16 protein-coding genes are annotated in these 26,233 nt (G+C 61.5%); 7 read left to right on the top strand and 9 right to left on the bottom strand.

The window, feature by feature from the left end:
• Positions 1-30: 30 nt before the first annotated feature.
• Positions 31-1,347, bottom strand: coding sequence for an oxalate/formate MFS antiporter (gene oxlT / locus F758_RS0107015; protein ID WP_024507195.1), 1,317 nt, complete (start codon positions 1,345-1,347; stop codon positions 31-33).
• A gap of 507 nt (positions 1,348-1,854) precedes the next feature.
• On the opposite strand from oxlT (F758_RS0107015), the gene F758_RS0107025 reads away from it, so the two are divergent.
• Positions 1,855-3,186 carry an acetamidase/formamidase family protein gene (locus F758_RS0107025; RefSeq protein WP_157449890.1) on the top strand — a complete coding sequence of 444 codons (1,332 nt, stop codon included), beginning with the start codon at positions 1,855-1,857 and terminating at the stop codon, positions 3,184-3,186.
• Between the two features lie 105 nt (positions 3,187-3,291).
• Here F758_RS0107025 and F758_RS0107030 read toward each other — a convergent pair whose 3' ends face one another.
• Positions 3,292-6,624: an adenylate/guanylate cyclase domain-containing protein gene (locus F758_RS0107030; protein ID WP_024507198.1), complete on the bottom strand. Its 3,333-nt coding sequence runs from the start codon at positions 6,622-6,624 to the stop codon at positions 3,292-3,294.
• A gap of 226 nt (positions 6,625-6,850) precedes the next feature.
• On the opposite strand from F758_RS0107030, the gene F758_RS0107035 reads away from it, so the two are divergent.
• Positions 6,851-7,324 carry a cupin domain-containing protein gene (locus tag F758_RS0107035; RefSeq protein ID WP_024507199.1) on the top strand — a complete coding sequence of 158 codons (474 nt, stop codon included), beginning with the start codon at positions 6,851-6,853 and terminating at the stop codon, positions 7,322-7,324.
• A 369-nt stretch (positions 7,325-7,693) separates the two neighbouring features.
• Here F758_RS0107035 and F758_RS0107040 read toward each other — a convergent pair whose 3' ends face one another.
• The 6 genes from F758_RS0107040 to F758_RS0107065 form a co-directional block, all read right to left on the bottom strand.
• Positions 7,694-8,698: a patatin-like phospholipase family protein gene (locus F758_RS0107040; RefSeq protein ID WP_245286429.1), complete on the bottom strand. Its 1,005-nt coding sequence runs from the start codon at positions 8,696-8,698 to the stop codon at positions 7,694-7,696.
• An 870-nt stretch (positions 8,699-9,568) separates the two neighbouring features.
• Complete coding sequence (locus tag F758_RS0107045) at positions 9,569-11,887, bottom strand: PAS domain-containing sensor histidine kinase (protein WP_024507201.1); 2,319 nt, start codon at positions 11,885-11,887, stop codon at positions 9,569-9,571.
• Between the two features lie 205 nt (positions 11,888-12,092).
• Complete coding sequence (locus F758_RS0107050; RefSeq protein WP_024507202.1) at positions 12,093-13,472, bottom strand: cation-efflux pump; 1,380 nt, start codon at positions 13,470-13,472, stop codon at positions 12,093-12,095.
• A gap of 112 nt (positions 13,473-13,584) precedes the next feature.
• Complete coding sequence (locus F758_RS0107055; RefSeq protein WP_024507203.1) at positions 13,585-14,553, bottom strand: zinc-binding dehydrogenase; 969 nt, start codon at positions 14,551-14,553, stop codon at positions 13,585-13,587.
• 36 nt (positions 14,554-14,589) lie between these two features.
• The gene (locus tag F758_RS0107060) at positions 14,590-15,585 is read right to left on the bottom strand and encodes an NAD(P)H-dependent flavin oxidoreductase (RefSeq protein WP_024507204.1); all 996 of its coding nucleotides are present in this window, start codon (positions 15,583-15,585) and stop codon (positions 14,590-14,592) included.
• 267 nt (positions 15,586-15,852) lie between these two features.
• The gene (locus F758_RS0107065) at positions 15,853-16,278 is read right to left on the bottom strand and encodes a CBS domain-containing protein (RefSeq protein WP_024507205.1); all 426 of its coding nucleotides are present in this window, start codon (positions 16,276-16,278) and stop codon (positions 15,853-15,855) included.
• Between the two features lie 412 nt (positions 16,279-16,690).
• Between F758_RS0107065 and F758_RS47400 the strand changes: the two genes are divergently transcribed.
• From F758_RS47400 to F758_RS0107090, 5 genes are all read left to right on the top strand, one after another.
• A complete protein-coding gene (locus tag F758_RS47400; protein WP_051386724.1) occupies positions 16,691-16,924 on the top strand; it encodes a hypothetical protein in 234 nt (77 codons plus the stop codon).
• A gap of 258 nt (positions 16,925-17,182) precedes the next feature.
• Complete coding sequence (locus F758_RS43420; RefSeq protein WP_198026421.1) at positions 17,183-18,817, top strand: porin; 1,635 nt, start codon at positions 17,183-17,185, stop codon at positions 18,815-18,817.
• Positions 18,818-19,004: 187 nt separating this feature from the next.
• Entirely contained in the window at positions 19,005-19,328 is a 324-nt protein-coding gene (locus tag F758_RS0107080; RefSeq protein WP_024507208.1) for a hypothetical protein, read from the top strand.
• The gene (locus F758_RS0107085) at positions 19,325-21,865 is read left to right on the top strand and encodes a tetratricopeptide repeat protein (protein ID WP_024507209.1); all 2,541 of its coding nucleotides are present in this window, start codon (positions 19,325-19,327) and stop codon (positions 21,863-21,865) included. Before F758_RS0107080 ends, F758_RS0107085 begins: the two co-directional genes overlap by 4 nt.
• Positions 21,866-22,329: 464 nt before the next feature.
• Positions 22,330-24,561 (top strand): tetratricopeptide repeat protein, encoded by a 2,232-nt coding sequence (locus F758_RS0107090; protein ID WP_024507210.1) that lies wholly within the window; start codon positions 22,330-22,332, stop codon positions 24,559-24,561.
• Between the two features lie 66 nt (positions 24,562-24,627).
• Here the strand turns inward: F758_RS0107090 and oxlT (F758_RS0107095) are convergent, their stop codons facing one another.
• Positions 24,628-25,917, bottom strand: coding sequence for an oxalate/formate MFS antiporter (gene oxlT / locus F758_RS0107095; RefSeq protein ID WP_024507211.1), 1,290 nt, complete (start codon positions 25,915-25,917; stop codon positions 24,628-24,630).
• Positions 25,918-26,233 lie beyond the last annotated feature (316 nt).

Genomic DNA, 26,233 nt, shown 5'->3' on the forward strand with positions numbered 1-26,233 from the left:
CGCTTTCGCTTACCCACGCTCCAATCTCCGTCAGGTCGGCTGCGCGCCGGCCGGCCAGGCTGTCCCTCCGACCGGTCGCGCCACCAGCCTTTGCCGCATCGGCTTCAGAACAAAGATGGCCATCAGCGCGGCAATGATGTTGAAGATCGAGGCGATGATAAAGGCGCCCCTCCAGCCGCCGGTCTCCATCACCAGCACGTTGGCGAGCGGCACGAGCAGCGAGGCCGTTCCTTTCGCCGTGTAGAGCAAGCCGGCATTGGTCGTGGCGTACTTGACGCCAAAGCAATCGGTGCAGGTAGTGGGAAAGAGGCTGTAAATTTCGCCCCAGGCGAAGAACACGACGCCGCTCAGGAGCACAAAGCCCAGCGGGTTTTGCCCATAGACATACAGAGCCCAAATCCCGATACCCTCCAACACGAAGGCAATCAACATGGTGTTCTCGCGGCCGAGAAAATCAGAGACCCAGCCAAAGAACGGTCGCGTCAGTCCGTTGAGAACTCGATCTATGGTCAATGCAAACGTCAACGCAGGCAGGGTAATACCGATGAGCGTGACCGGGATGGTGTCGAGATGGAAATCCTTGGCGATGGGCTTGAGTTGCGCCGTTGCCATCAGTCCACCCGCCGCCATCAGCACAAACATCACATACATGATCCAGAACGTCGGCTCTTTGAGCACCTGCAGCGGTTCGTATTGAATGCGACTTTGCTGCACGAGCGCGCTGGTCGAGGCTTCGGGGGCTTGGCCGGGCCGCGGGGCGAACAGCAACAAGGACAGCACGATCACGACCACGCCTTGGCCGATACCGAACGTGAGGAACGTATTTTCGTAGCCATGAGTTGAAATCATCTTTTGAATGGGAATGATCGTGAGCGCCGAGCCAATGCCGAAGCCTGCGGCGGTCAGCCCGGTCGCGAGCCCGCGGTGGTCGGGAAACCATTTGAGCGCGTTGCCGACGCAGGTGCCGTAAACAGCGCCCGCTCCAAGGCCCCCTAAGATCTGGGCGACGTACAGCATCGCAAGCGAGTTTGCGAAGGAGTTGAGAATCCAGGCGAGCCCGGTGAGACACCCACCCGCAAACACCATGATCCGCGGCCCGAAGCGATCGACGAGATAACCCTCGGCGGGCACCAGCCAGGTTTCAAACAGCACGAACAACGTGAACGCAACCTGGATCGATGCGAGGCTCCAACCGAATTTGTGGCTGATGGGAATCGTGAAAAGCGTCCATCCATATTGGAGGTTGGCGATCATCACCATGCAGATGATGCCGATGATCAATTGGCTCCAACGGGTCGCTTCGGAAACCCGCGCGGCAGGCCGATCGGTTTGTGACATCGCGATCATTGGGGTCACTCCTCGCCCTCGTGTCCGGTGCGGTACATGTTCGCGCAGCGTCCAAATGCTGTGTCGGAGTGCGGCGGACAGCTAAAGTGAGCTCCTCTCTTCGGACCCCAATGCCCGGAAGTTGTTCAAGTTCCGGGCATTAGCCTTTGTGCTAAATCCGTGCGGAATGTCGGGTCTGGGTGCAACCGCGTCGATTTTTCTGCGGCATCTAACCGGCGGCAGAGGTGAAGACAGGTGCTGCGGTAGGTCAGAACCGGACCTGCCCTCCGCAGGCGGGGACCGCGACCGACCACCGCCATGTCGACGGCAAGCGAGCAACGTGGTACTGCAACTTCTCTCGATACGTCAAAGCGACGCGAACTCGTCGGAGGCCCGTGATAACTCCGCGGTCTAGCCGTCGAGCCAGCCGAGGGGGCGTTCCCATGGTGCGTTGCTCGACCGCGAGTGAGCGCGGGTAGCGGTCCATTTGACGCGGCATACCGCGCGGACGCTTTCTTGGGGGTCATCATGCCCGAGACCCACGCCGACGGAAGTGAGCACGCCCACCAGCACTCTGATCATCACCTCTGCGCCAATCTCTTCGGCTGCGGCGACGAGAAGGGCACGGGCATCATCCGCGAGGACATCAAGGATGCTGCCTTTGGCGATCGCGCCTGCGATAGCCTCCTCCATATGGACGAAGTCGATCAGGAGACTCTCGACGGCTATTTGTCGGCACGCGGCCATTGGCGCCGCAAGTTCCTGCAAGCGAGCAGCTTCATGGGTGCGCTCGCCGCGGTCGAGCCATGGTTCGCGAGGCTGGCGCGGGCGCAGCAGCCCGGCGCGACGCCGAGGCGGCAATCCGACGCTGGAGGCCGCGTGCACGTGGTCCCCTCAACGCAGGAGACGGTGCGGCTCGGCGTGTTCGACGCCAACCTGGCGCCCATTCTCACCATCGACTCGGGCGATATCATCAGCTTTCCCGACACCTGGTCGCATTTCCTCAATGAAATGGAGCCGGGCGTGCCCATCGACACGCTGGCGAAGCTGCGCGTCGACAATCCGGGCAAAGGGCCGCACTCGATCATTGGGCCGATCGCCGTGAACAAGGCCGAGCCGGGCGACGTGTTGGAGATCCGCTACGAGCGAATCCGACCCTACGAATGGGGCGCCGTCTTCAACAACCCGGGCGCGCTGGGGACCGGACTCTTGCCGCAGGACTATGCTCAGGGGCAGGTCAAGTATGTCGATCTCGACCTGCGCGCCATGAAGAGTGAGTTCCTGCCCAACGTCACCATTCCGTTGAAACCGTTCCAGGGCACCTTGGGCGTTGCGCCACCCGACGGCTATTTCCCGCCGCTAAGTTCTGGTGTCACCAGCTCGGTACCGCCGGGCCCGCACGCGGGCAATCTCGATCTCAGCGACCTGTCCGAGGGCTCGATGCTCTACATCCCGGTGTGGAAGCCCGGCGCGCTGATCTATACGGGCGATAGCCATGCCGTGCAGGGCGACGGCGAGATCTCGCTTACCGCCCTTGAGACCCGCATGAAGGAGCTGCGTATCCAGGTTATTCTCCACAAGCAGAAAAACCTCGCTTGGCCGGTCGCCGAGACAGATTCACACTGGATCATCATGGGTCTCGACAAGGACTTGAACGCAGCGATGACTCTCGCAGCGCGCAACGCCATCAAGTTTTTGGCGACCCGGGCGAAGATCAGCGAGCTCGACGCCTACGCGCTGTGCAGCATCGCGGTGAGCTTTCGCGTGACCCAGGTGGTGGACATCGTGCGCGGCGTCCACGCGCTGATACCTAAGTCCATCTTCGCCCCCGAGCTCAGGCGCGAGATGACGATGGTGTGAGCGGCGTGTTCGAATGGGCTTTGGGCGCGCTTTGGCTCCTGCGCGTGTTCCTGGAGCAGAGCCGGGCGTCGAGTCCCGGCGCAAGACAAAACACGAAAGGCTGTTTCAATTCGCCTTCTCTAACCAGTCCTTGGCGCTCTTGAGATCAGTCGTGTCAAGACCCTCATCAAATTTGCAATAGATCGGCGCAAGTATCCCCTCGGCCTCCCTGCGCCGGCCTCGGGCTTGGAGGAGCTTTGCGAGGCTCGTCGCCGCTCGCAACTCGAGAAGGCGAGCCCCCTGGGCATGGGCTGCTTCAAGAGCCCGGTGCAGACAGCTTTCCGCTTCATCACCGTCGCCAATTTTGCAGAGCAGCTCACCCTTCAATCGATCCAGTTCGGGTGCGAACCAGACGTCGCCGCTGTTACCGTCCGCCTCATCGATGAGCCGCAATCCATCCTCCGTCCTACCCGCAATCAAATGCGCCTCCGCAGCGCGTGCGAGCCGATAGGGAACGTGAAATCTGGACCCTGTTTTAAGCCAGTTGGCTAGCCCTTCCTGCATCAGAGCGATGCCGTCCTCACTCTCTCCCTGCATAACACGCGCCCAGGCGCGCAGCATGGTCGCGTTCGCTATGCCAACGGCCGATCCGTGCATCGCGTGCATGGGCAAGCCCTCGCTCACGTAGTGCTCTACTTTCGCTGGCTCCCGGCGAATCTGGTGCAGCTCCGCTGCAAACCAGAGCGCCTGTGCAAGACTGGGCGGATGGTCGAGATCGCGCGCGAGCGCCAGGCCTTTCTGCATTTCGTCAACGGCCTGGTCCGGATATCCCATCGTCGCGGCGATGATAGCGTTCGACGCGTAGGCGCAAACAGCGGGATCGTGGCCTCCATATTGCAGGGCTTGCCGGCCATGTGCTTCGCGTCGATAGAGCGCAACGCCTCTTTCGATATGGTGACGCGCCGTTGCCAGGTGACCTGTCACCATGAATGACGGCCAGGCTGCGTGATGCGCCTGCAAGGCGAGTTCAGAATTTCCGCTGGCGTTGGCCATCCCGAATAGCTCGTCCACCAGGCGCGCGGCCGTCGCAAACTCGCCGCGTGAAAAGGCGATGAGCCAGGCTCCCCACACGGTCGGGAAAAGATCCGGGACCCGTTGCCCGGCACTGGCCAGCTCCCGGGCTCTCGCATACACCTGACCGATCTCAGGTGCCACCGACGACCGCGTCGTCATTAATGCGGGCCCCAGAGCGATCAGGAGCTGCAACTCCTGGTCCGCGTAGCTGGCTCTGTCCGGAAGCGTTTCGAGAAGCTGCAGCGCGTTTCGAAAATGAGCGATCGCCTCCTTGTTGGCCGAGCCCTTGGTTGCGCGGTCTCCTGCGCGTTGCCAGAAGGTGATGGCCTCTCGCGGCATTGCGGCGAGGGAATAGTGCCGCGCCAGAAGCTCGGGCTGGCCGTCGCCGACATCGAACTGTTGATCAAGAACGGTTGCGATGCGCGCATGCAGCTGCTGTCGTCTTTCGCGGAGCAGGGTGTCGTAGGCAACATCCTGCACGAGCGCATGCTTGAACAGGTAATGCGCGTCCGGAGGCAGGCCCTGCCGAAACAGCAAGCCGGCACCCACGAGACGATCGAGGGCCAGTGCCAGCTCGGCCTCGGTTCTTTGCGCGACGGCTGCCAGCAAGGCATGCGAAAATTCCCGCCCGACCGCCGCACCGATCTGCGCCACCTCCTTCGCCGGGCCAAGCCGATCAAGGCGCGCCAGCAACGATGCGTGCAGGCTCGCCGGAATTGCTTGAGCATGTGATGCAACCATCGAGGCGGTTCGTCGGGCCGCCCCCTCATTCTCGGCCTCCAGCACCGCCTTCGTCATCTCCTCGACAAACAAGGGAATGCCATCAGTGCGCTCCACGATCTCGGCGCTCACGTCCGCCGGCAACTCTTTTGTCCCGACCAGACCCGCAATGATCGCGGCCGCGTCGCGTGAAGGAAGCCGATTGAGCGTCATGCTTGTGACATGGGCCTGCCCTTCCCAAGCTGCCTGGAACTCGGGACGGAAGCTGATGAGAAGCAGCGCATGAAGGTCTTCTATTCGCTTTACGAGGAGGTCGAGCACCTCAAGGCTCGTCGGATCGATCCAATGCACGTCCTCGAAGATCATCAGAATCGGATTCCGGGACGCCAATCGGACGAGTTGTGACGTTAAGGCTTCGAGCGTCCTTTGTTTGCGCTGTTCGGGCGCGAGTTCGATGCTCGGATATCGTCCGTCGTTCGGAAGGGACAGCATCCCGGCCAGGAGCGCCGCGTCGTGGGGAGAGGTTGAGGTTTGCAGAAGAAGGGCATCGAGCTTGTCGAGCTTCGCTTGCGGCTTATCGTTGTACAGCAGTCCAGCGGCGCGTTCCATCTGCCGAGCAATGGGATAGAGCGCACTGTCGGTGTGCTGGGGCGAGCAGAAATAGCGCAAGCGGGTGTGCGGTTCGGTTGCGATGTGCTCCATGATCGCCACCGTAATCCGGGATTTTCCGATGCCGGCTTCGCCCGAGAGCAATACGACTTGCCCTTCGCCCATTTTGGCGCTGGACCAGCGGCGCAGAAGCAATTCGACTTCTTCCTTGCGTCCAACCACTCGGGTCAAGGCGGTTGTGTGTAGCGCATCAAATCGGCTTTCCGTGTAACTCGGTCTCAATGCCGCCCAGGCGCGCACCGGTCCCGAAATGCCCTTGAGCTCTCTTGAACCGAGATCCTGGAATTCGAAGAGATTGCCGAGAAGTGCTCGCGTAGTCTCTGCGACGACGACAGCATCCGGATCGGCAATCGCCTGCAGGCGGGCGGCAAGATTGGGTGTCTCACCCACGACGGCCTGCTCCTGAGCCGCACCCTTGCCGATGAGATCGCCGACGACCACGAGCCCTGTCGCGATGCCGATCCGCACCTGCAACGGTGAGCCGATTGCGGTCTTGAGGTTTGGCACGGCTTCGACGAGAGCGAGACCGGCGTGCACCGCGCGTTCCGCATCATGCTCGTGGGCCTGCGGATATCCAAAATAGGCCAGTACGCCGTCTCCCATGTACTTCGCGACGTACCCGCCATTGTGCTCGACAATGGTCGCGCAGCAGCGGTGATAAGCCTGGACGATTCCACGCAAGTCCTCGGGATCGAGTTGTGCTGAAAGGGCAGTCGAGCCGACAAGGTCGCAGAACATGACCGTGAGCTGACGGCGTTCCGGCTCGTCGCGCGTCTTCTCGGCTCGATCGGGATCATCAGCTGAACGGGGCACAGGGCGCGCAAGCTCGCGGATTGCGCGGAGCATCTTTCGACGATCTCCAAGCAGGACCCCGAGCTTCTCGAGGTCCTGGTCGGTCAGATCCGGCAGAACACTGACATCAATGCGGTTGGCTTCGAAGCGCTCCGCGTATTCGGACATGCCGAGCTTTTCCAGCCAGTCGGCAATCGGTTGCATGACTCACCGCCGGTCGCGAGGTACCCACCGCGAAGTTTGGAGCCAATGGCAACATTCTATTGTAGCGTTCGGCCGATTGCACGCAAATGATACTGCACCCAGCCGACTATGGCGTTAAGCACGCCGGCCGTCGGCATTGGGGTAGGGCGCTCCCTCATCGCGAATACTTCTGAACCGGCGGCCCGGCGTGATCGACAGATATAGGCGCGCTCAATGGAGGCCGATCATGAAAACAGGAACGGTTACCGTGGTATTGCTCCTCGTCGGCGCAACCGGTGCTTTCGCCGATGACATGAAGATGCCGATCAATGCCTCCCAACTCGAATGGGCGTCGGCACCGAACTTCGTGCCCGAGGGGGCGCAGATCGCCGTGCTGTCCGGCGATCCGTCAAAGGATGGGCTCTATGTGATCCGGTTGAAAATGCCTGCCGGATACAAGATCGCGGCCCACAATCACCCGACCACAGAGATGGTCACCGTCATTTCCGGCGATTTCCACCTCGGAATGGGCGACAAGCTCGATGAAGAGAAGAGCATGCTGCTGACTGCCGGTGGCTATGCGGAGGCGCCTGCCCGGATGAACCACTACGCCTGGGCGAGCAGTCCGACGATCGTGCAAGTCCACGGTCAGGGGCCGTTCGCGATCACCTACGTCAACCCTGCGGATGATCCGAGAAGCAAGCCGCAGGCGTCAAAGTAGCTGACCGCAGCTTGGAGAAGACCGGGACCGGCGGCATCCTCGCCGCCGTCTTCGGCGCGGCCAGCGCTATATTGAAGAGCTGAGCGATCCGCAGGGCTAGCGCCAGGTAGTAGGTGCCCTCAAACAGGCCCGTCATTGCGAGGAGCGAAAACGACGACCCGCCGTCGCTCGCTGCGCGAGCTATGGCGAGGCGTGAAGTCCCGCCGAAGCGCCTTTGCGCGTAGGCGGAAGCAATCCAGACTGTATCCGCGAACAAAATCTGGATTGCTTCGCGGAGCCTGTCATCGGGCCGCGCTTCGCGCGGACCCGTTGGCTCGCAATGACGGCGGAACGCGCGCGCCCTCCGATTCGCTCAGCTCGGCGACTGCCCTAGAGAAACATTTTTTCGATATCGAGCGTCGAGCGAGAGCCGATGTGTTCGAAATTTTGATCGAGCCACTTGCTTGCGGTCTCCCGTCCCGCATCGCGCAGTCTGCACAGCAGCTTCCATTCGGGGTGAAATTGCGTTGCCGTGCCAAGCTGCGACATCAGATAGTCGTTGCCGATCCAGTGCATGAACATGCGTCTGTGTTTGTCTCCGTCCAACTCGCCGCTGTCGATCAGTCTTGTGGCAAAAGCGACGGCGCGCATCTCTCGCATCAACGACGAGTTGAAGCTGATCTCGTTGATCCGATGCAGGACATCTGCCGCGCTGGCCGGCAATTCGTCTCGCGTGATCGCCGTCACCTGCACAATGATGACGTCTTTCGCGCCCTTACGGTAGATCAGCGGGAAGATCGCCGGGTTTCCAAGGTAGCCACCGTCCCAGTAGTGCTCGCCGTCGACTTCGACCGCCTGGAAATAGGGAGGAAGGCAAGCGGAGGCGAGCACTGCGTCGACGGTAATAGCGGGTGTCTCGAAGACCTTGATCTTCCCTGTGCGGACATTCGTGGCGTTGAGGAAAAGCTTCGGCGCCTGCGGCGAGTGATTGAGCTGTTCAAAATTCACCACTCTCAAAAGCAGATCCCTGAGCGGATTGAAATTGAATGGATTGAGCAGCGTCGGCGGAAGCGTGTGAGTCAAAAAATGAATCAGTGCGTGGAATGGATGGTATTCAGGCGGCAGCCTGAACGCTTGAATCCACTGATTCCAACGCGAGAAAAGGTCGAACATCAAATCCATACGTGAGACTTCGGCCCAAAATATTTCCAAGTTTTGCCGGGCCGCCCTGGGCCCGCCGGCCACCATGCCGGAAGCAAGGACCACCGCGTTCATGGCGCCCGCGCTTGTGGCGCTGATCGCCTCGATTCCCAGCCTGCCGTCCTCGAGCATTCGGTCGATCACGCCCCAGACAAAGGCGCCGTGGGCTCCGCCGCCCTGGAGCGCCAGGGTCACGTATTTCAACCGATGAGTTGTCACCTTTTCACGCCCGTCGCCATGGTCCGCGCTGATGATCGGGGAGTAGCGCCGCTTGTAGCGCGACCAACCTATGATCTTTTTGTGCTGATGGACAACTGGTTGGCGCGTTGGGACGGCTCAACCGATTGGCCCGCGCGGGCACAAATCAGTTCGATTTTGTCCCGCCGCTTCGTTCGCCTGCGTCCTGCGCTGCCCAAAATCGCGTGCGCGCAAAATCCAATTTCGCGAGCCGATTCAAGCTGATCAGGCCTGTCCAGTCGCGCCGTTAAAAATATTGCGCTTTCGCTTTTTCAGAAATTATGATTACTCATGCGCATCCCGCTTCGGCATGAGGGGCGTACGCGTCGTCACGAACGTGGAGCGGAATGCGGTGGACGCGGATGTGTCGAAGACGAACGATACGGAAGCGGACGGCGAAGTCGTGTGGTCCTGGCGCCCCAAGGCTGGCGCTAAGCTTCGCGAAGATGCTTCACGCATCTCGCGCGCGACGGTGACAACAAGGTCTGGTTCACCGAGGAGAGCGCGGAGTAAGCCGTAAACCACTGCGCAGGGAAGGCCGGTGTGATGCCGCCTGTACCTGTGGTCTTCGCGCGCCTCGCGCAAGTTTTTTGCGCGGCGGCCGTGGGTGCAAGCGGGCACCCGGTCTTCCCTGCGCCCTCTGTACCTGAGGAGGGACAAGGTTGATGCAAAACTCGGGCGAATTTCGTCGCGAGAGTGCGAAGTCGTGCGCTCAGGGTTTGACAATCAAATCCGGGTCCGTCAGGCGAGCCCCGCTCGGCGCGAGTCCGATCGCCTCTCCCCGCAAGCGGGGCGAGGTAACTTGACCAAGGAGGGCGCGATGATAACTCAAGCCGCCACTTGCATCCTCGGATTCGCCTTGCGCGCGTCGCGCGGCAAGATCACGCGGACCACGGTGCCGGCGCCGAGTTTGGAACGCAGCTTCATCGAGCCACCGTGCAGATGGGCGAGCGATCGTGCGATCGCAAGCCCAAGTCCCGAGCCGTGGTAGGTCTTGGTGAGCTGGCTTTCGACCTGCTCGAAGGGGCGGCCGAGCCGCGCCAGCGATTGCGGCGCGATGCCGATGCCGGTGTCGGCTATCAGGAGCACGATCCGATCGGTCATGACGTGGCTGCGCATCACCACGCGGCCGCCTTCGGGCGTGAATTTCACCGCATTGGAGAGCAAGTTGACCACGATCTGCTTGGTCGCCCGACGGTCCGCGACCACAGGAATGGAGCCCTGGATATCGGCGTCGATCACCAGATCCTTGTCCTGTGCACGACCCGACACCACCCGCAGCGATTCAGCGAGCGTCTTGGACAGATCGAGCGTTTCCAGATCGAGCCTCATCCGTCCCGCCTCGATCTTCGACATATCGAGGATGTCGTTGATCACGTCGAGCAGGTACTGACCGCTGGTCAGGATGTCGTGGCAATATTCGCGGTATTTCTCCGACCCGAGATCGCCGAACATGCCGCTGCCCATGATCTCGGAGAAGCCGATGATGGCGTTGAGGGGCGTGCGCAGCTCGTGGCTCATATTGGCCAGGAATTTCGACTTGGTCTGGTTGGCTTCCTCCGCGCGGTTCTTTTCGCGCGCATATTTTTCGGCGAGATCGGCGAGCTCGATGGCCTGGCGCTCAAGCTCGGCCTGCGAGCGCTTCAGGTCGTTGACGGTGGCGCGCAGGCGAAGGTCGTTCTCGACCAGCTTCTGCTCGTGCGCCTTGATGCGGGTGATGTCGGTGCCAACAGAGACATAGCCGCCATCCTTGGTGCGGCGCTCACTGATGTGCAGCCAACTCCCGTCTTCGAGTTGGGCCTCGAAGGTGCGCGCGCCCGGCGTCGGGCTGACCACATCATGCTGGCGCGTGCGGACCTCCGGCATGCTGCCGACCTCGATGATGGTCTCATAGGACGTGCCCGGGATCACCGCGGAATCCGGGAGCTTGTGCAACCGCTGGAAATGCGAATTGCAGAGCACCAGGCGATCGCTCGCATCCCACAGCACGAAGGCCTCGGGGATGGTTTCGATCGCGTCGCGCAGCCGCAAATCTGCCTCGACAGTTTTTTCCGCAAGACTCTTCTGCTCGGTGATGTCAACCGCGATGCCGATCAGGTGCAGGCTGTCGTCGCCATGGATGAGCTCGCAGCGCACACGCAGCCAGATCCAGTGTCCGCCGGTGTGCTGCATGCGGAAGCTCTGGTCGATGTGGCTGATCTCCCCGGAGATGAGCTGTTCGGCGATCGCGAACAGGTTGATGTCGTCGGATTTGACCAGCGCGTTGACCTCGCCGAAGGTCAGGAGATCGCTGCGGCTGTCCAGCCCGAGCATGGTGAACATCGATTGCGACCAGAAGATACGGCCGCGCGACAGGTCCCAATCCCACAGGCCGCAGCGGCCGCGGTTGAGCGCGGTATCGATGCGCCCGCGCACTGCATCATTGATGAGGTCGCCTTCGCGGGCGCGGGTCGATTGCCAGTGGAAGGCAAAGCCAAGGATCAGCACCACGAAACCCGTGGTGGCGGAGAGCGTCACCGACAGCGCCGCGTCCGAGCCCCAGATGGGCTCGTTCTTCTCCTGAATCACCATGATCTGGCCGGGCAGCGATTTGATCAGGCGAGAGACCGCCAGAGCACCGCCGCCATTAGGCAGCACCATGTCGCTGGCATCGTCCTGCCGGCCGGGCGCCGTCAAGAGCTGCGCGGTGCTGATGACGTCGAGCAGGCGATCGGCCTCGCCGAGCGAGGCGTCGATGGGCAGCCGGGCGAGGACACGATGGTCGGCACTGCTGACGATGAAATGCCGTCCCGGAGCAATGCCCCAGAGCGGGATGAGGTCGGGCAGGATCTCCTGCAGATGCGCGATGTTGCCGAGCCGCTGCATGCGCGGCGAGGCGAGGCGGTCGATCCGCTCGGCCAGCAGGTCGGCGAGCGCGGCGAGATCGCGCTTTGTGGCCGCACGCTTTTGCCGGTTCTGATCGAGCACCTGCACGAAGGCGCCGAGGCAGATCGTGATCAGAAAGGCGATAATGAGGGTCGGCACAGCGCGGCGGAGCGTCGGCTCCGCAATCAGGAGCCGGTGGTAGGCTGGTTTCGCGATCGACTGCGCCAATCCCTTGATCGAATCGGATTGGACGCACGCATCCGCCGCGTGCGCGCGCGCCATGCCCTAGACCCCCACGGAAGTATTTCTTGCACCAGTCCGGAAGGTCCCCAGCACCTCCCGAATCATGATGATTTGAATCCAGTTTTTGCGGACTGTCGAGAGTCAACGATTCCTTAACGCAAATAAATCTTGTCCAACGAAGAATCGCGCAGGCGGAAATTTGCAGCCCACTGAGTCCGAAACGGGAACGCTATGCGACAAAACGTCAGACGTGAGGCGGCTCGGCGTGACTAATGACACGTTTCACGCTGGGAAAAGCGCGGCGCAGCGCGCGCTCGATCGCATCCACATTCTCGTGAACCTTGATCACGCTCATCGAGGGAGCGGCGCGACAATGGAAGTTGACGATTTCGCCCGCCGCGGTGTCGCGCACGCGGACGTTATGAATGTCGCTGATCGCGGTATCCGCGGCAAAGCGCGACAGCGCCTGCGCGATTGCTTCCACCCGCTCGGGCGCGGCGTCGCTGCCGAAAGGCAATTCCGGCTCCAGGGGTTCGATGTGGGTGTCGACCTCGACGTCCTCGCCGAATTCCTCGCGGATGTTGCGCTCGAGCCGGTTGGCGATGGCGTGCGCATCGACCAGCGGCATCTCGGCGTCGACCTCGAGATCGATGCTGACGATCAGCTTGTCGCCGAGGTCGTGCACGGTGACGTGGTGGATAGCGAGGCCCGAATTGCGCGCGATCACCATGATGCGTTCGCGCACGCTTTCATTGCTCAGCGCGACGGGGACGGCGGTGAAGGTCAGATCTGCATCGCCCAGTGCCTTGGCAACCCCGGCCTGCGATCTCTGCTTGATCTCCTCGACGCGGTCGATCGGCAACGTACGTGGCACCTGCACGACCGCGTCGATAAAATGGGTCGCGCCGACCATGCGCGCGCGCAGGCGCTCGACGTCAACGACGCCCGGCACCATCCTGATCGCCGCCGTGGCGCGCTCCGCGACGCCCTCCGGCGCCCGGTCGACCAGCGTTTCCACCGTGGAGCGCGCCAGCCGCAAGCCGAGCGCCGAGATCATCACCGCGACCGCGATCGCCGCCGCGGCGTCGCCCCAGCCGACGCCGAATGCAGAGAGCGCAAGCCCGATAATGACAGCGACCGATCCCGCGACGTCGGAGGAAAAATGCAGCGCATCGGCGGCGAGCGCCTGGCTCTGGGTCTCGTGCGCCGCGCGATGCAGCGCCCGCGCGCGCCAGAGGTTGACCGCGATATCGACCAGCAGCACGAGGAAGGGAATCAAGGAAACCGTGGGCGGCGGCGCGCCTTCATGCAGGCGGCTATAGGCCTCGACCAGGATGCCGCCGGCCAGCACATAGAGCAGGGCGATCACGCCCAGCGCCGAGATGCTCTCAAGCTTGCCGTGGCCGTAATGATGTTCCGCATCCGCAGGACGGTCGGACACGCGTACCACCATCCAGGTGATGATGGTGGCAACGACGTCGACCGAGGAGTGGAGGGCTTCGGAAATCAGCGCGAGCGAACCGATGATGATCCCGACCGCGAGTTTCGCCACTGCCATCCCGGCGCTAGCAAATACCGAGATCGCCGCGACGCGGGATTTTGATGGGAGATTGGCCTCGCTCATGGCGTGCGGGTTTAGCAGCCCGCCTTGCGACATGAAAGCGCGGATCAGGCGCCGCGCGGCGCCCGCTCACAGCTTCGCTTGTTGCAAATTGTTCCGATTTGAAACCGCACTATCAAAGCGTCACGACGATCTTGCCGAGATGCTTGTTGGCGTGCATATGGGCGAAGGCCGCGCCGATGTCGTCGAACTTGAACACCTTGTCGATCGGCAGTTGGAGCTTGCGGCTTTCCACCGCAGCCCAGATGTCCTTCTTGACCGCGTCGAAGATCTCGCGGATTTCCTCGATGGTGCGGGTGCGGAACGTGACGCCGATATAGTTGATGCGGCGCGCCGCATGCAGGTCGAAGTTGAAATCCGCATGCGTGCCGCCGAGCCGGCCGACATTGACGATGCGGCCCTTGATCCTGGTCGCGGCCAGATTTTGGTTTGCGACCTTGCCCGAGACCTGGTCGACGATCAGGTCAACGCCTTCCCCGTTCGTCGCCTTGAGCACCTCATCGACCCAGCCGGGATCGGCGGAATCGATCGCAAGATCGGCGCCAAACTCCTTCAGTCGCGCTCGGCGCGTGGCGTCAGTCGAGGATCCCACCACGAGGCTGGCGCCCTTGAGCTTGGCGATTTGCATTGCCATCAGTCCGACGCCGGAGCTCGCGCCCTGGATCAGCACGGATTGTCCAGCCTGCAATCCGCCGACGGTGACGACGGCGTTATGCATGGTTGCGAGCGCGACGGGGAGGGTGGCCGCCTCCTCGAAGTTCATGTTCGAGGGCGTGCGGAACAGCCTGCCGTGATCGGCAAGCGTATATTCGGCAAAGGCCGCGGCGCCCGAGCCCATGATCCGGTCGCCGACCTTGACGCCCATCGCGTCCGGTCCGAGCGCGGCGACTTCGCCGGCCCATTCCATGCCGAGCACCGTGCCGACGCCGCCGGCGCTGCCATGGGCGTGGCCCTTGGCCATGCCAAGATCGGCGCGATTGAGGCTGCAGGCGTGCACCTTGACCAGCACCTGCGTGCCTTTTGGTGCGGGCTTAGCAATATCGGCGATGGCGGCGCCGTCTGCGCCGTAGATGTAGGCTTTCATGGGATCAACTCTCGCTTTGGATCTTCGACATCGCTGCTATGCCGCGACTTCGCGCTGCGCCGGCGACATGATGCCTTCCAATCGGCTGCGGATGATGGTTTCCGCTTCCCGCACGATGCGGGAGACGAGTTCGGCGCAGCTTGGAATGTCGTGGATCAGGCCCTGCGCCTGGCCGGCGGACCAGATGCCTTCGTCCGCATTGCCGGTTGCATAGACCATCTTGCCGCGTGCGCCGGCCACGAGTTCGCGCACCTGTTCGAAATTTGCGCCTTCCTTCTCCATCGCCACGACTTTGGTCGAGACGGCATTCCTGGCGACGCGCGAGGTATTTCGCATGGTGCGGAAGATCAGCTCGGTCTCGCGCTCGTCATTGGCGACAATCCGCTCCTTGATGAGCTGATGGATCGGGCTCTCCTTGGTGCACATGAAGCGCGTGCCCATGTTGATGGCCTCCGCGCCCAGAGCCAGCGCCGCGACCAGGCCGCGGCCGTCGGCAAAGCCGCCGGATGCTATCAGCGGTATCTTCACCTTGTCGGCGGCGGCGGGAATCAGGATCAGGCCGGGCGTGTCGTCCTCGCCAGGGTGGCCGGCGCATTCGAAGCCGTCGATGGAGATCGCATCCACGCCCATGCGTTCCGCGGAAAGCGCGTGGCGCACGCTGGTGCACTTATGCAGCACCTTGATGCCGTGCTTTTTGAATTCGTCGACATGCTCCTGCGGCTTGTTGCCGGCGGTCTCGACGATCCTGATGCCGCTTTCGATGATGGCGGCGCGGTATTCCGCGTAAGGCGGCGGCTTGATCGTGGGCAGGATGGTCAGATTGACGCCGAATGGCTTGTCCGTCATCTCGCGGCAGCGCGCGATTTCGTTGGCAAGATCCTCTGGCGTCGGCTGGGTCAGCGCGGTGATGAAGCCGAGCGCGCCGGCGTTGGCAACGGCCGCGACCAGTTCGGCGCGGCCGACCCATTGCATGCCGCCTTGGACGATCGGGTGCTCAACGCCGGCGAGCTCCGTGAACCGTGTTTTCAGCATGTCTTGCCCAGCGCTCCCTTCGCGTTTTCGGCGCGCAGGATGGCGTCGGGGCAGACAAAAGTCTACGGCCAAGGGTGCGGCCCAGGCAGTCGGGTCATGCAGCGACAAGCGCCTTCGTTTCCGCGAGACGGACGATTCCGTCATAGAGGCCTGCGATCCTGGCGCGGTGCGCAAACAACGGCGGAACCGACTCCGACGCCGACGTCGGGGTATGGGTCACGGCCCCGGCTGAAGCGAAGCGGGCCTCGAAGCGGAGCAGGGCGGCCTTCAGGCCGCGCGCGGCTCGCTAGTCGTCATCTCATCGACGGCCGACGCGATATCGCGCATGCTGATCACGCCCGCGAGCGCAAAATTGTCGATCACCGGCAGATGCCGGATGTGATTGACATTCATCAGATGGCGGACGTGTTCCAGCGTGTCGTTGGAGCTGCAGGCGACCAGCTTCTGTACCGAGATGAGCTGGGACACCTTCACATTCACACCGGCGGCGCCGTGCTCGGCGATCGCGCGCACCACATCGCGTTCGGTGAACATGCCGACCGCCGTGTTGCCTTCGGAGCGGACGACATCTTTGACCACGAGCGCGCTGATGTTGTTGGCGCGCATGAGGCGCGCCGCAACGCCGACAGTCTCGTTCATTCTGATGGTGACGACGCGGGCGGTTTTCTTACGCAGGATGTCTCCGACTTGCATTGCAACCTCCTGTGGCGGTGGTCAACTCCCTAGTAACGCAATTCTGGTATACATTATGCCAACTGTCAATTGCGGATTGGCAGGGAACTCCCAAAAAAGCATGGCGGCCCGCGCTCCGGAAGGCCACGGTCGCGCTAAGCTGCCGAAGGTCTTCGCCAACACGTCATCCGGACCGCCCATGGAATCAAGTGCGACAAGAAGTTGCGGCGACTGCACGGCCTGCTGTGATGGTTGGCTGCAGATCAAGGTGCGGGGCCATCGGATTCATCCGGGAAGCCCGTGCCCGTTCCGTGCCGCGCACGGATGCTCGATTTACCAAGAGCGCCCTTCCAATCCTTGTCGCGAGTTCGTTTGCGGATGGCTGATCGGCTCGAGCCCATTGCCCGACTGGATGCGCCCAGACCGGTCCGACATGATTATGCTCGCGGCAAACTTCACCTGGCGCGGATTGCCGGTTGACGTGGTCGTGCCAGTGGGCGAGCGCCCGAAAAGAAAGGCGTTGGACTGGTTGAAAGAGTTTAGTTCGGCGCGCAAACGGCCGCTGCTTTATCAGACCCAGGGCGAATGGTTCGCGTTTGGCCCGCCGGCTTTCCAAGCTGAAATCTCCGAACGTATCCGGCGGGGCGAGAAGCTCTGGGACGAGTGAGGCCTCTGGAGGCCTTTCTACAACCAGAAGTCGTGAAAATTCGTCGCCATCAATTGTTAGTGCCATAGGAATTTCATTGCCGATCATCACGCATCGCAGCAATTTTGCTGCGGCACGGTGCGACATTTTGTAGCATTTTTACGACAGATTACCGAAATTTCATTTATGCACGGCTGCGCGCCTTCCTTTTGGTATTTGGTATACCTTAAGCTTCCTCGCCTCGGAGTTGAATCCGACAAAAACAGGTGGGGACACGCTATGAAAGGGAAGTTTCTATCCGGTACGGCCTGTGCTGCGCTTTGTTTGCTCTCATTTGGCGGGACGGCGCGCTCTGCGACACTCGACGACGTGATGGCGCGTCTCGACAAAATTGAAAAAGAAAATGCCGAGCTGCGAGCCAAGGTGCGTACCTTGTCCGCGGCAAAGCCCGCGGCGCCGGCTGCTCCTGCCGCTACAGAAAAACCAAAAAGCAATCCGGTGGTTCACGCCGCCGTCGCAAGTTCGCCGGCCCCAGTGCCGCCTCCGGGTCCGAGAATTGGCGGCATTCCGGTTAAAGCCGGTCCTTTGGCGCCGCTGATCGATAACACGACCGTCACCCTGTACGGATCGATCGATCTCTCCGCCGACGTCTTCAATAATTCCGTTTTCGATCAAGGCACGAAGTGGGGTGTCGCCAGCAACATCTCCAGCTTCGGCGTGCGCGTGAGGCACAATCTGGCGCCCTATGGCTGGGACGGCATGGCGGTCGTGGCGCAGTTGGAATCCCAGGTGGATTTCGCCGCAGCGCCGAACGAGCGGGCGGCATTCGGCACGCGCGACAGTTATCTCGGCGTAGAGGGGCCATGGGGTGCGGTTAAGGCCGGTAAGACCGACACGCCCTATAAGAGAGCCACCAACGCCTGGGATCCGTTCTCCCGAACGCTGGGCGACTACAACTCGATCATGGGGAATACGGGCGGCGATAACCGCGCCGAGTTCGATTGGCGCATGAATCACGCGATCTGGTACGAATCTCCGATCTGGAATGGCCTCCAGTTCAGCGCACTGATCTCGCCGGGTCAGAACTATGCCCGGGACAATAGCGACTACGCCTATGGCGACTATTTTCAGTGTAATGGGGCTTCGACGCGCGGAAGCGGCAGCAACTTTCCAGGCACGGGCGGAGCCGTTCCGGGTAATATCGGCGGCAACGGTTGCACCGACGGTTCCTATGGCAACGCTTATAGCGCTGCGTTGAACTATAAGAATGGTCCGTTTACGGCGATGGCCGCGTACGAGCTTCACGAGGGCGTCAACCGACACGGCGACGACGGGCTCCAGCCGGGTCTGATCGCTCCCGTTTTCCTCGCCGACGGTTCTCAGGTCTTCACCGGGATCCACAACGAATGGGCAGCGAAGGTCGGCGGTGGCTATCGCTTCAATGACGGCATCGGTGATCTTCAATTTTACTCGTACTATGAGTGGATCCGGCGCGAAGTGACTCCGATTGAGCAACCGTTCAATGAACGCTCGCGCGACGGCGTCTATGCAAGCGTGACGCAATTTATCGGCAAGCAGTGGTCTGTCAGCGCGGCATATACCCACGCCTTCAGAACGCCCGGCAACCCCGCAATGCTGAGCGTCAACGATCCGGTGCTTGCGCCGGCAGCGACGCTGCAGGCAAACCTGTTCGACGATTCCGCGAACCAGTACACAATCGGCGCGCGCTACTACTTCAATGATTGGGCGAGCTGGTACATCGTCGCGACGGAGCTCACGCAGGGGCCAGGCGCCCACTACTGCCTCGGCGCAAGCGGGCACGGTTACCAGGTCTGCGGCCGTGATGCGGCCAACGACACGATCGGCGGCGCCACGATTAAGGCTGCGACGACAGGCATGACGTTCAACTTCTAGAGGATCAACGAACTCGATGAGGGGGGACTCGCATACGAGCCCCCCTTGTTGAGGGAATGATTGGGCACGATTGGAGTTGTCTGGTCTCCAAAGAAAATCCATATCCTCAAATCAGCTGGGCGGGTCGACTTTTTCAGGTCTTCGCCAAGATCAAGCTGATAGAGTTGACGGCTAGGAGGACCACGCGATGGATATGCAACCGCCGCCGACCATTATGCAGTTCGCGCAGTCCGAACAGCCGCCAGAGGCTCCCGCAGAGCCCGCTCCCATCAAGGTCGACGTATCAAAATACATCCCAGAATCGGCAACCGCAGTGACCATGATCGTGACGCTCAACACGCCGACAGGTCAGGCCCTTATCTATGCCGAAGGCCATGAGAAAGATGCCACGCTGTTCAAGGGGCCCCGCTCGATCGAGGAGGTCAAACTTGACGGTCCCGTCGTCTACGTGAAGCTTTATGGAGCGACGTCCTTCGATATCCAATACACCAATTACCGGCAGCCTTATTGAAGGCGGTCCAGTTCGGAACGAACGGCACTGTGGGATATCAGACACCGCAACAGCTATTGGAAGGCGCCCTGGCGGCGCAACGAAGGGGTTCGTTTGCGGACGCCAAGCGTCTTTATGCGTCGCTGTTGGAAATTGATCCCGGCAACCCGGTTGCCTGCGGTAATCTTGCAATCATTGCCGCCCAGCAGGGCGATCTCGATGGCGCAGAACGACTGCTTCGGCGCGCGACTTCGCTGCGCCCAGACGATGCCTTGAGCTTCAATAATCTCGGGCTAGTGCTGTTACAGCAGGACAGAATATCGGAGGCGATCGTTGCGCATCGTCGTGCTATCGAGCTGAGGCCGGCCTACGCTGAAGCTCATTTCGCGCTGGGCAACGCATTCAAGCAACAGGGCGCACTTGCGGACGCGATCGCATCCTATGGCAATGCCATTGCAGCACGGGCGGGATATGCCGACGCCTACAACAATATTGGCGTCGTGTTGCAGAGACAGGGCAGGCGCGCCGAAGCAATCTCCGCCTATCGAAAGGCAATCGAGTTGCGGCCGGCTTACGCGGAGGCCCAGTTCAATCTGGCCGCGATCCTGCACGAGAGCGGCGAGTGCGCGGCCGCCGAGGCGGCGTATCGGCAGCTCATCGGGCTTGGAAACAATGTTCCCCTGATACACAACAACCTCGGAGCTGTCCTGCAGGACCAAGGCCGCCTCGATGAGGCAATCGCGGCCTTTGACAAAGCGATTGCGCTCGCTCCGGATTTCGCCGAAGCGCACTACAATCGCGGCTTTGCGTTGCAACTGCAAACCCGGCTCGACGAAGCCCTGGCTGCCTATGGCCAGGCCATCAAGCTCCGGCCCAATTACGTCGATGCCATCAACAGAGGCGGCATCGTGCTTCAGGAAACAGGCCGCGCGCGCGAAGCCGTCCTCATTTACCGGCGGCTGCTCCAATCGATTGGCGACCAAGCCGACGTCCTCAACAACCTGGCCGCAGCGCTGTTGGCCGATGGGCGCCCGCACGAAGCGCTCGAGGCGCTGCGGCAGGCGTTAGCGATCAAACCTGATTTTCCGGAGGCCCACTATAATGCGGGAAATGCCCGGCGAGAGTTGGGCAATCTCGAGGAGGCCGTCGCCGCGTACGGAGATGCTTGGCGGCTCCGAGCCGATTACAGCGATGCCTTTAGCCAGCTCGTTTATCATCGTTGGCGCGCTTGCGACTGGGAAGACCACAAGGGCATCTCGGGTAAAATCGTCGACATGGTGGGACGGGGAATTCGAGTCCCGCCATTTTACTTGCTCTCGAGCGGGGCATCCGCGGCCGATCAATTGAGCTGTGCAAAGCGCTGGATCCAGCCGATGTTGCCGCCTGATCGAGATGTCTTTTCTCGCCACGAGGTGACGAATGGCGCGCGCATCCGTCTTGGTTACTTGTCCGGCGACTTTCACCAGCACGCCACGGCCCATCTGATGGCCGAACTATTTGAACACCACGATCGCAACCGGTTCGAAGTGATAGCTTACTCTTACGGTCAGCACGACAACAGTGCAATGCGAGCACGGCTTGAGCGTGCATTCGATCGCTTCGTGGATATCAGCCATCTGTCACACCGCGAGGCTGCCGGGCGAATTCAGGCCGACCGAATTGGAATTATGGTCGATCTCAAGGGGTATACGCATAGGGCGCGGCCGCAGATCGCGTCGTATCGCCCGGCGCCGGTACAGGTGAGCTATCTCGGATATCCCGCGACCACCGGAGCAGATTTCATCGACTACATCATTGCCGACAAGTTTGTCGTGCCAATTGATCAACAAGAGTTCTTTTCGGAGAAGGTGGTCTATCTTCCAGGCTGCTATCAGGCGAATGACAGGAAGCGTGAAATCGCGCCGAGTGCAGCTTCCCGACAGGACTGTGGGCTGCCCGCCCGAGGTTTTGTATTTTGCAGTTTCAACAACACATACAAGATCACGCCTGTCTTCTTCGATATCTGGATGCGTCTGCTCAAGGCGGTACCCGGCAGCGTGCTTTGGCTTCTTGAAACAAATCAATTGGTCAAACGCAACCTGCGCCTCGAAGCGGAGAAGCGCGGCGTCGATCCCGATCGGCTGGTGTTTGCGCCGATGGTGTCGCCGGCTGCGCATCTCGCGCGTCACGGCAATGCCGACCTGTTTCTGGACACGTTGCCCTGCAGCGCGCATACGACCGCAAGCGATGCACTTTGGGCGGGTCTACCGCTGGTGACATGTGCTGGAAAGACGTTCGCCGGCCGGGTGGCGGGTAGCCTGCTGACCGCGGTCGGTTTGCCGGAATTAATTGCGACCTCGCTCGAAGATTACGAACGCAAGGCGCTCGCGCTGGCAACGGATCCGTGCCTTCTGTCGGAACTTCGCGCCAAGCTGCAGAGAAATCGCGATTTGTCGCCGCTGTTTGATCTGCCCAGACTGACCAGAAACATTGAGGCGGCGTATGTCCGTATATGGGAGACCTGGCGCAATGGCGGAGCACCCGTCAGTTTTTCGGTTGAAGATCAGACCGAGCCTTGACGCCGACGCCCGGTCTTGCGCCGCGCACGCGCTCGAGATCGGGTAATCTAGCGTTTGATGCGCGACATTGGTGGTGTAGGCTGTCCAAACTGCGCGCAGTGAGATCATCAATGGGGGAATTCGCGTCATGTGGATACGGACGACCATCGCGCTGATCACCGCCGTGGCATTTGGTTGTGCTTCGACCGGGGTTGCCAACGCCCACAAGCCCAGAAAACATCGCGGCCTCTATATCGTTGGATACGATAACTCGCCCGTGGCGCCGGCGCCGTATTACGGGCCGCGGCTCGTCCTGCACCCCGCGTTAAATATTGCCTGCATGACGAACTATCAGTCGACGCGTGCTCTGCCATGTGATCAGCCCGTCTGGGTTTACGGGAGTCCCTGCGAGGTCGATCTCGGCCTCGGACGGTCTCGTCCATGCGAGTGACCGCACCGCAGAGCTGTTGCGTCTGAGCGTTGCCATGAACGCCGGCAGCCGTTCCGAACAAGTATTAGTGGCTGCGATAGCCCATCATCGCTCGGGTCGTCTGGTTGATGCCGAACGCCTTTGTCGGCAGGCTTGCGATATCGATCCGAACAACGCGCGGGCGTGGCACTTGTTGGGCGTAGTGTCGCATCGGCTTCGCCGAGATGACGCTCCGGCGCATCTCGCTCGCGCGGTGACGCTGGCACCCGATTTCGCGGAGGCGCACAACGATAGAGGCGTCGTGCTCGCAGCCAGTGGCCGATTGCCGGAAGCAATGCCTTGCTTCGAAAGGGCGCTCGCTCTCAATCCCGCTTACGCCGAGGCTCGCGGCAACCTGGCGCGCACGCTCCGATCTCTCGGGCGCCTCGATGCGGCCGTGACGCATTTCGAACGGCTTGTGGAGACCGTGCCGGGATCTGCGGGGCCGCACTTCGAGTTGGCCGCCATCCTGGAAATGATGGGGCAGGTAAGGCGTGCGGAGCAACATTGTCGGCAGGCGATCATGCTGCATCCGGGCTTCTTCGAGGCCTGCGTCCATCTTGCGCGCATGCTGCAGATCCAAGACCGTCCCTTGGAGGCCTTAGGTTACGCAGAGCAGGCGCTGGCATTGCGCCCGGATAGTGCCGGCGCGCACAACAACATGGGCAACGTTTTGCGCGCCTTGGGGCGGCTGCAGCCCGCGATCGAGCAATATGAAGCGGCGTTGCGGCTCGATCCGAACTTCGTCATGGCGCACTACAATTGCGGTCTGACCTTGCGCAGTCAGGCGCGGATTGCCGAGGCGCGCGAGCATTTTGCGCGCGCATTCGCGCTTCGGCCGGCGGCGCTCGAAGCCGAACTGGCTTTGTGCATGGCCGAGCTTCCTGCACTTTACGAGTCTTCGGCCGAGATCGGCAAGCGGCGCTCCGCCTATGCCGATCGCCTTGAGCATCTTGCCGCAGATGTGAAGCAGGCAGGGGTTCCGGCGCGGCTGGCCGACGAGATCGGGTCGCATCAGCCCTTCTATCTGCCGTATCAGGGCCGCAATGATCGCGAGCTTCAGTCCATCTATGGCGCGCTCGTCTGCAAGGTCATGGCGGCGAGGTACGGCGCGCCGCCAATGCCCAAAGCGCCCGCGCCGCACGAGCCGATCCGGATCGGCATCGTCAGCGGTTTCTTCAGACAGCACTCCAATTGGAAGGTTCCGATCAAGGGCTGGTTGAAGATGCTCGATCGCGATCGGTTTCAACTCTTCGGCTATCACACTTCGTCGGATCGGGACGCCGAAACCGAGCTGGCGGCGGGATTGTGCAGCCGCTTCGTTCAGGGGCCGTTGTCGCTCGATGCGTGGCGGCAAACCGTTCTGGACGACGCGCCCCACGTCCTGCTGTATCCGGAGATCGGCATGGACAAGGTCTCGGCGCAGCTCGCCGCGCAGCGGCTGGCGCCGGTGCAATGCTGCTCCTGGGGACATCCGGTCACGTCGGGTTTTCCGAGCATGGATTATTTCATCAGCAGCGACCTGATGGAGCCGGCTGACGCGGCCGACCATTATTCAGAGCGGCTGGTGCGCTTGCCGAATCTTTCGATCTACTATGAGCCCGCTGACATTGCGTTGCTCGAAGTTGATCGTGCACAATTGGGGCTGCGTCCCGATGCGGTGGTCTATTGGTGCTGCCAGTCGCTCCCGAAATATTTGCCGCAATTCGACGCTGTGTTTGCCCGCATCGCCCGTGAGGTTTCCGGTTGCCAGTTCACCTTCATCGAGTCCGGCGCGGGCGAGGCCGTCACCCAGATGTTCCGGCAACGGCTGGACAAGGCATTTGCCGCGCTCGGGCTCAGCGCAAGCGACCATTGCGTGTTCCTGCCGAGACTAGCGCCGGAGCGTTTTGCGGCGGCTATCGGTCAATGCGACGCCGTGTTGGACAGTATCGGCTGGTCCGGCTGCAACTCGATTCTTGAGAGTCTCGCACACGATCTGCCCATCGTCACCTTCGAAGGCGACTTGATGCGCGGCCGCCACAGCGCGGCGATCCTCAAGATGATGGGCATCCGCGAAACCATCGCGCGAAACGTGGACGATTATGTTGCGATTGCCGTCAGCCTAGGGCAGGACCAGTCAAGGCGCGCAGCGCTGTCCTCACAGATCGCCGGCAGCAAGCATCGGCTTTACCGCGACCGAGAATGCATCGCGGCGCTCGAGGTTTTCCTCGAGCATGCAGTTCGTGGCCGCTTTGATACCGCTTAGGCCAACGAGGCGCACCCAAAGTGCGCCTCGGCCTAGCGTGCTATTGGCGACCATCGGCCCGGCCGCTTACTCCGCCGCTTGCACCACTGGATTCTTCTTTTCCGACGCATTGAGCCGGATCGGTCGCACCACGAACAATGCGAGCGCGACCACGATGAAATTCATGATCGCCGCGACGGCAAACACGGAATGCCAACTGCCCGAATACGTCTTCAGCACGTTCGCCAAGGGGACGACAAAGGCCGAAAGTCCTTTGGCTGTGTACAACAGGCTGGTGTTGGTGGTGGCGTATTTCGCGCCGAACATGTCGGTGCAGGTCGAGGGAAACAGGCTGAAGATCTCACCCCATGTGAAGAAGACGATCGCCGCGCAGATCACGAAAGTCCATGGAGTCGTGCCTGCGGTCCCAAGCAGCCAATAGGCGAGGCCGCCGGCGGTAAAGGCGATGGCCATGGTGTATTCGCGGCCGATCTGGTCCGACACCCAACCGAAGAAGGGCCGGGCGCTGCCATTCGCCACATTGTCGATGATGCCCGCGACCGTCAGTGTGGTCGCACCGAACAGGAGCACCGTCTGCGACACGCCGTAATCCTTGGCGATGATCGCGAGCTGGGCTGCCACCATGAGACCGCTCGCGGACACCAGGACGAACATCAAATAGAGCAGCCAGAACATTGGAGAAGCCAGCATCTGGCCCGGGGTGCTGCTGGTCTTGGATTGCAGCACCTTCACGGCCGATGCAGGGGGAACTTCACCCGACAGCGGCGGGCGGAGGAACCAGGCCAACACAAAAATGACGCCACCCTGAACCAGCGCGAACCAGAAGAAGGTGTCGGCATAGCCGACCGAGGCAATCATCATCTGAATGGGGATGACGGTGACGGCGGCACCCGCACCGAAACCGGCAGCGGTGCAGCCGACCGCCAGGCCCCGACGGTCAGGAAACCATTTCACGGCGTTGCCGACGCACGTGGCATAGATGCCTCCGGCGCCTATGCCCGACACAATGGCGCCGAGATAGAGCATCTCCAGCGACGTTGCCTTGGCGTTGATGAGCCAGCCGAGCGCGACGAAGATACCGCCGGCAGCGACCATCAATCTGGGGCCGCGCTGGCCGAGCGAGTCGACGATCCATCCTTCAAGCGGCGTCAGCCAGGTCTCGAGTGCGACGAAGATGCTGAATGCGACCTGGATGCTCGCGACGTCCCAGGAATGCGCTTTCGCCATCGGGCTGACGAAGAACGTCCAGCCGTATTGCAGGTTGGCGATCATCGCCATGCACACGACGCCGATGATCAATTGAAGCCAACGGAAGCCGCCGGAAGGCGGAGCTGAAGCGTTCGTGCTGTAAGCCATGTTTCCTCCCAATGCGCGTTTTTTCAGTTGCGACTGAGTGCCGCGGAACTTGTGGCTTATCGTCGCAAGCGCTGGGGCGCGATCGTGGTATATTATATTCCAGTATGCAAGGCCCATCTTGTGATGCGTTGCAGCATTCTTGCGGGCGGTTCGAAGGAGCCGTGGCGCGACACGAGCACGGTTCTCAATCTTTTCTAGCGCTCCCAATGCGTTAGGGCCAAGGCCTCGAGGAGTAGGCGGGCGAGCGGCTTGCAATCTCAGCGTCGCAAAAAAAGCGCCCGGCCCGCAAGGGCCGAGCGCGCGGTGCGATGATCCG

The sequence above is a fragment of the Bradyrhizobium sp. ARR65 genome, assembly GCF_000472385.1.
In the GTDB taxonomy this organism is placed as follows: Bacteria; Pseudomonadota; Alphaproteobacteria; order Rhizobiales; family Xanthobacteraceae; genus Bradyrhizobium.

What these genes read in the sequence shown, in the direction of transcription:
- oxlT (WP_024507195.1), bottom strand. Translation starts at nt 1,347, where the DNA reads ATGATCGCGATGTCACAAACCGATCGGCCTGCCGCGCGGGTTTCCGAA.
- F758_RS47400 (WP_051386724.1), top strand. Translation starts at nt 16,691, where the DNA reads ATGATTATGCTCGCGGCAAACTTCACCTGGCGCGGATTGCCGGTTGAC.
- F758_RS0107090 (WP_024507210.1), top strand. Translation starts at nt 22,330, where the DNA reads ATGAACGCCGGCAGCCGTTCCGAACAAGTATTAGTGGCTGCGATAGCC.
- F758_RS0107065 (WP_024507205.1), bottom strand. Translation starts at nt 16,278, where the DNA reads ATGCAAGTCGGAGACATCCTGCGTAAGAAAACCGCCCGCGTCGTCACC.
- F758_RS0107030 (WP_024507198.1), bottom strand. Translation starts at nt 6,624, where the DNA reads ATGCAACCGATTGCCGACTGGCTGGAAAAGCTCGGCATGTCCGAATAC.
- F758_RS43420 (WP_198026421.1), top strand. Translation starts at nt 17,183, where the DNA reads ATGAAAGGGAAGTTTCTATCCGGTACGGCCTGTGCTGCGCTTTGTTTG.
- F758_RS0107060 (WP_024507204.1), bottom strand. Translation starts at nt 15,585, where the DNA reads ATGCTGAAAACACGGTTCACGGAGCTCGCCGGCGTTGAGCACCCGATC.
- oxlT (WP_024507211.1), bottom strand. Translation starts at nt 25,917, where the DNA reads ATGGCTTACAGCACGAACGCTTCAGCTCCGCCTTCCGGCGGCTTCCGT.
- F758_RS0107055 (WP_024507203.1), bottom strand. Translation starts at nt 14,553, where the DNA reads ATGAAAGCCTACATCTACGGCGCAGACGGCGCCGCCATCGCCGATATT.
- F758_RS0107035 (WP_024507199.1), top strand. Translation starts at nt 6,851, where the DNA reads ATGAAAACAGGAACGGTTACCGTGGTATTGCTCCTCGTCGGCGCAACC.
- F758_RS0107045 (WP_024507201.1), bottom strand. Translation starts at nt 11,887, where the DNA reads ATGGCGCGCGCGCACGCGGCGGATGCGTGCGTCCAATCCGATTCGATC.
- F758_RS0107050 (WP_024507202.1), bottom strand. Translation starts at nt 13,472, where the DNA reads ATGAGCGAGGCCAATCTCCCATCAAAATCCCGCGTCGCGGCGATCTCG.
- F758_RS0107025 (WP_157449890.1), top strand. Translation starts at nt 1,855, where the DNA reads ATGCCCGAGACCCACGCCGACGGAAGTGAGCACGCCCACCAGCACTCT.
- F758_RS0107080 (WP_024507208.1), top strand. Translation starts at nt 19,005, where the DNA reads ATGGATATGCAACCGCCGCCGACCATTATGCAGTTCGCGCAGTCCGAA.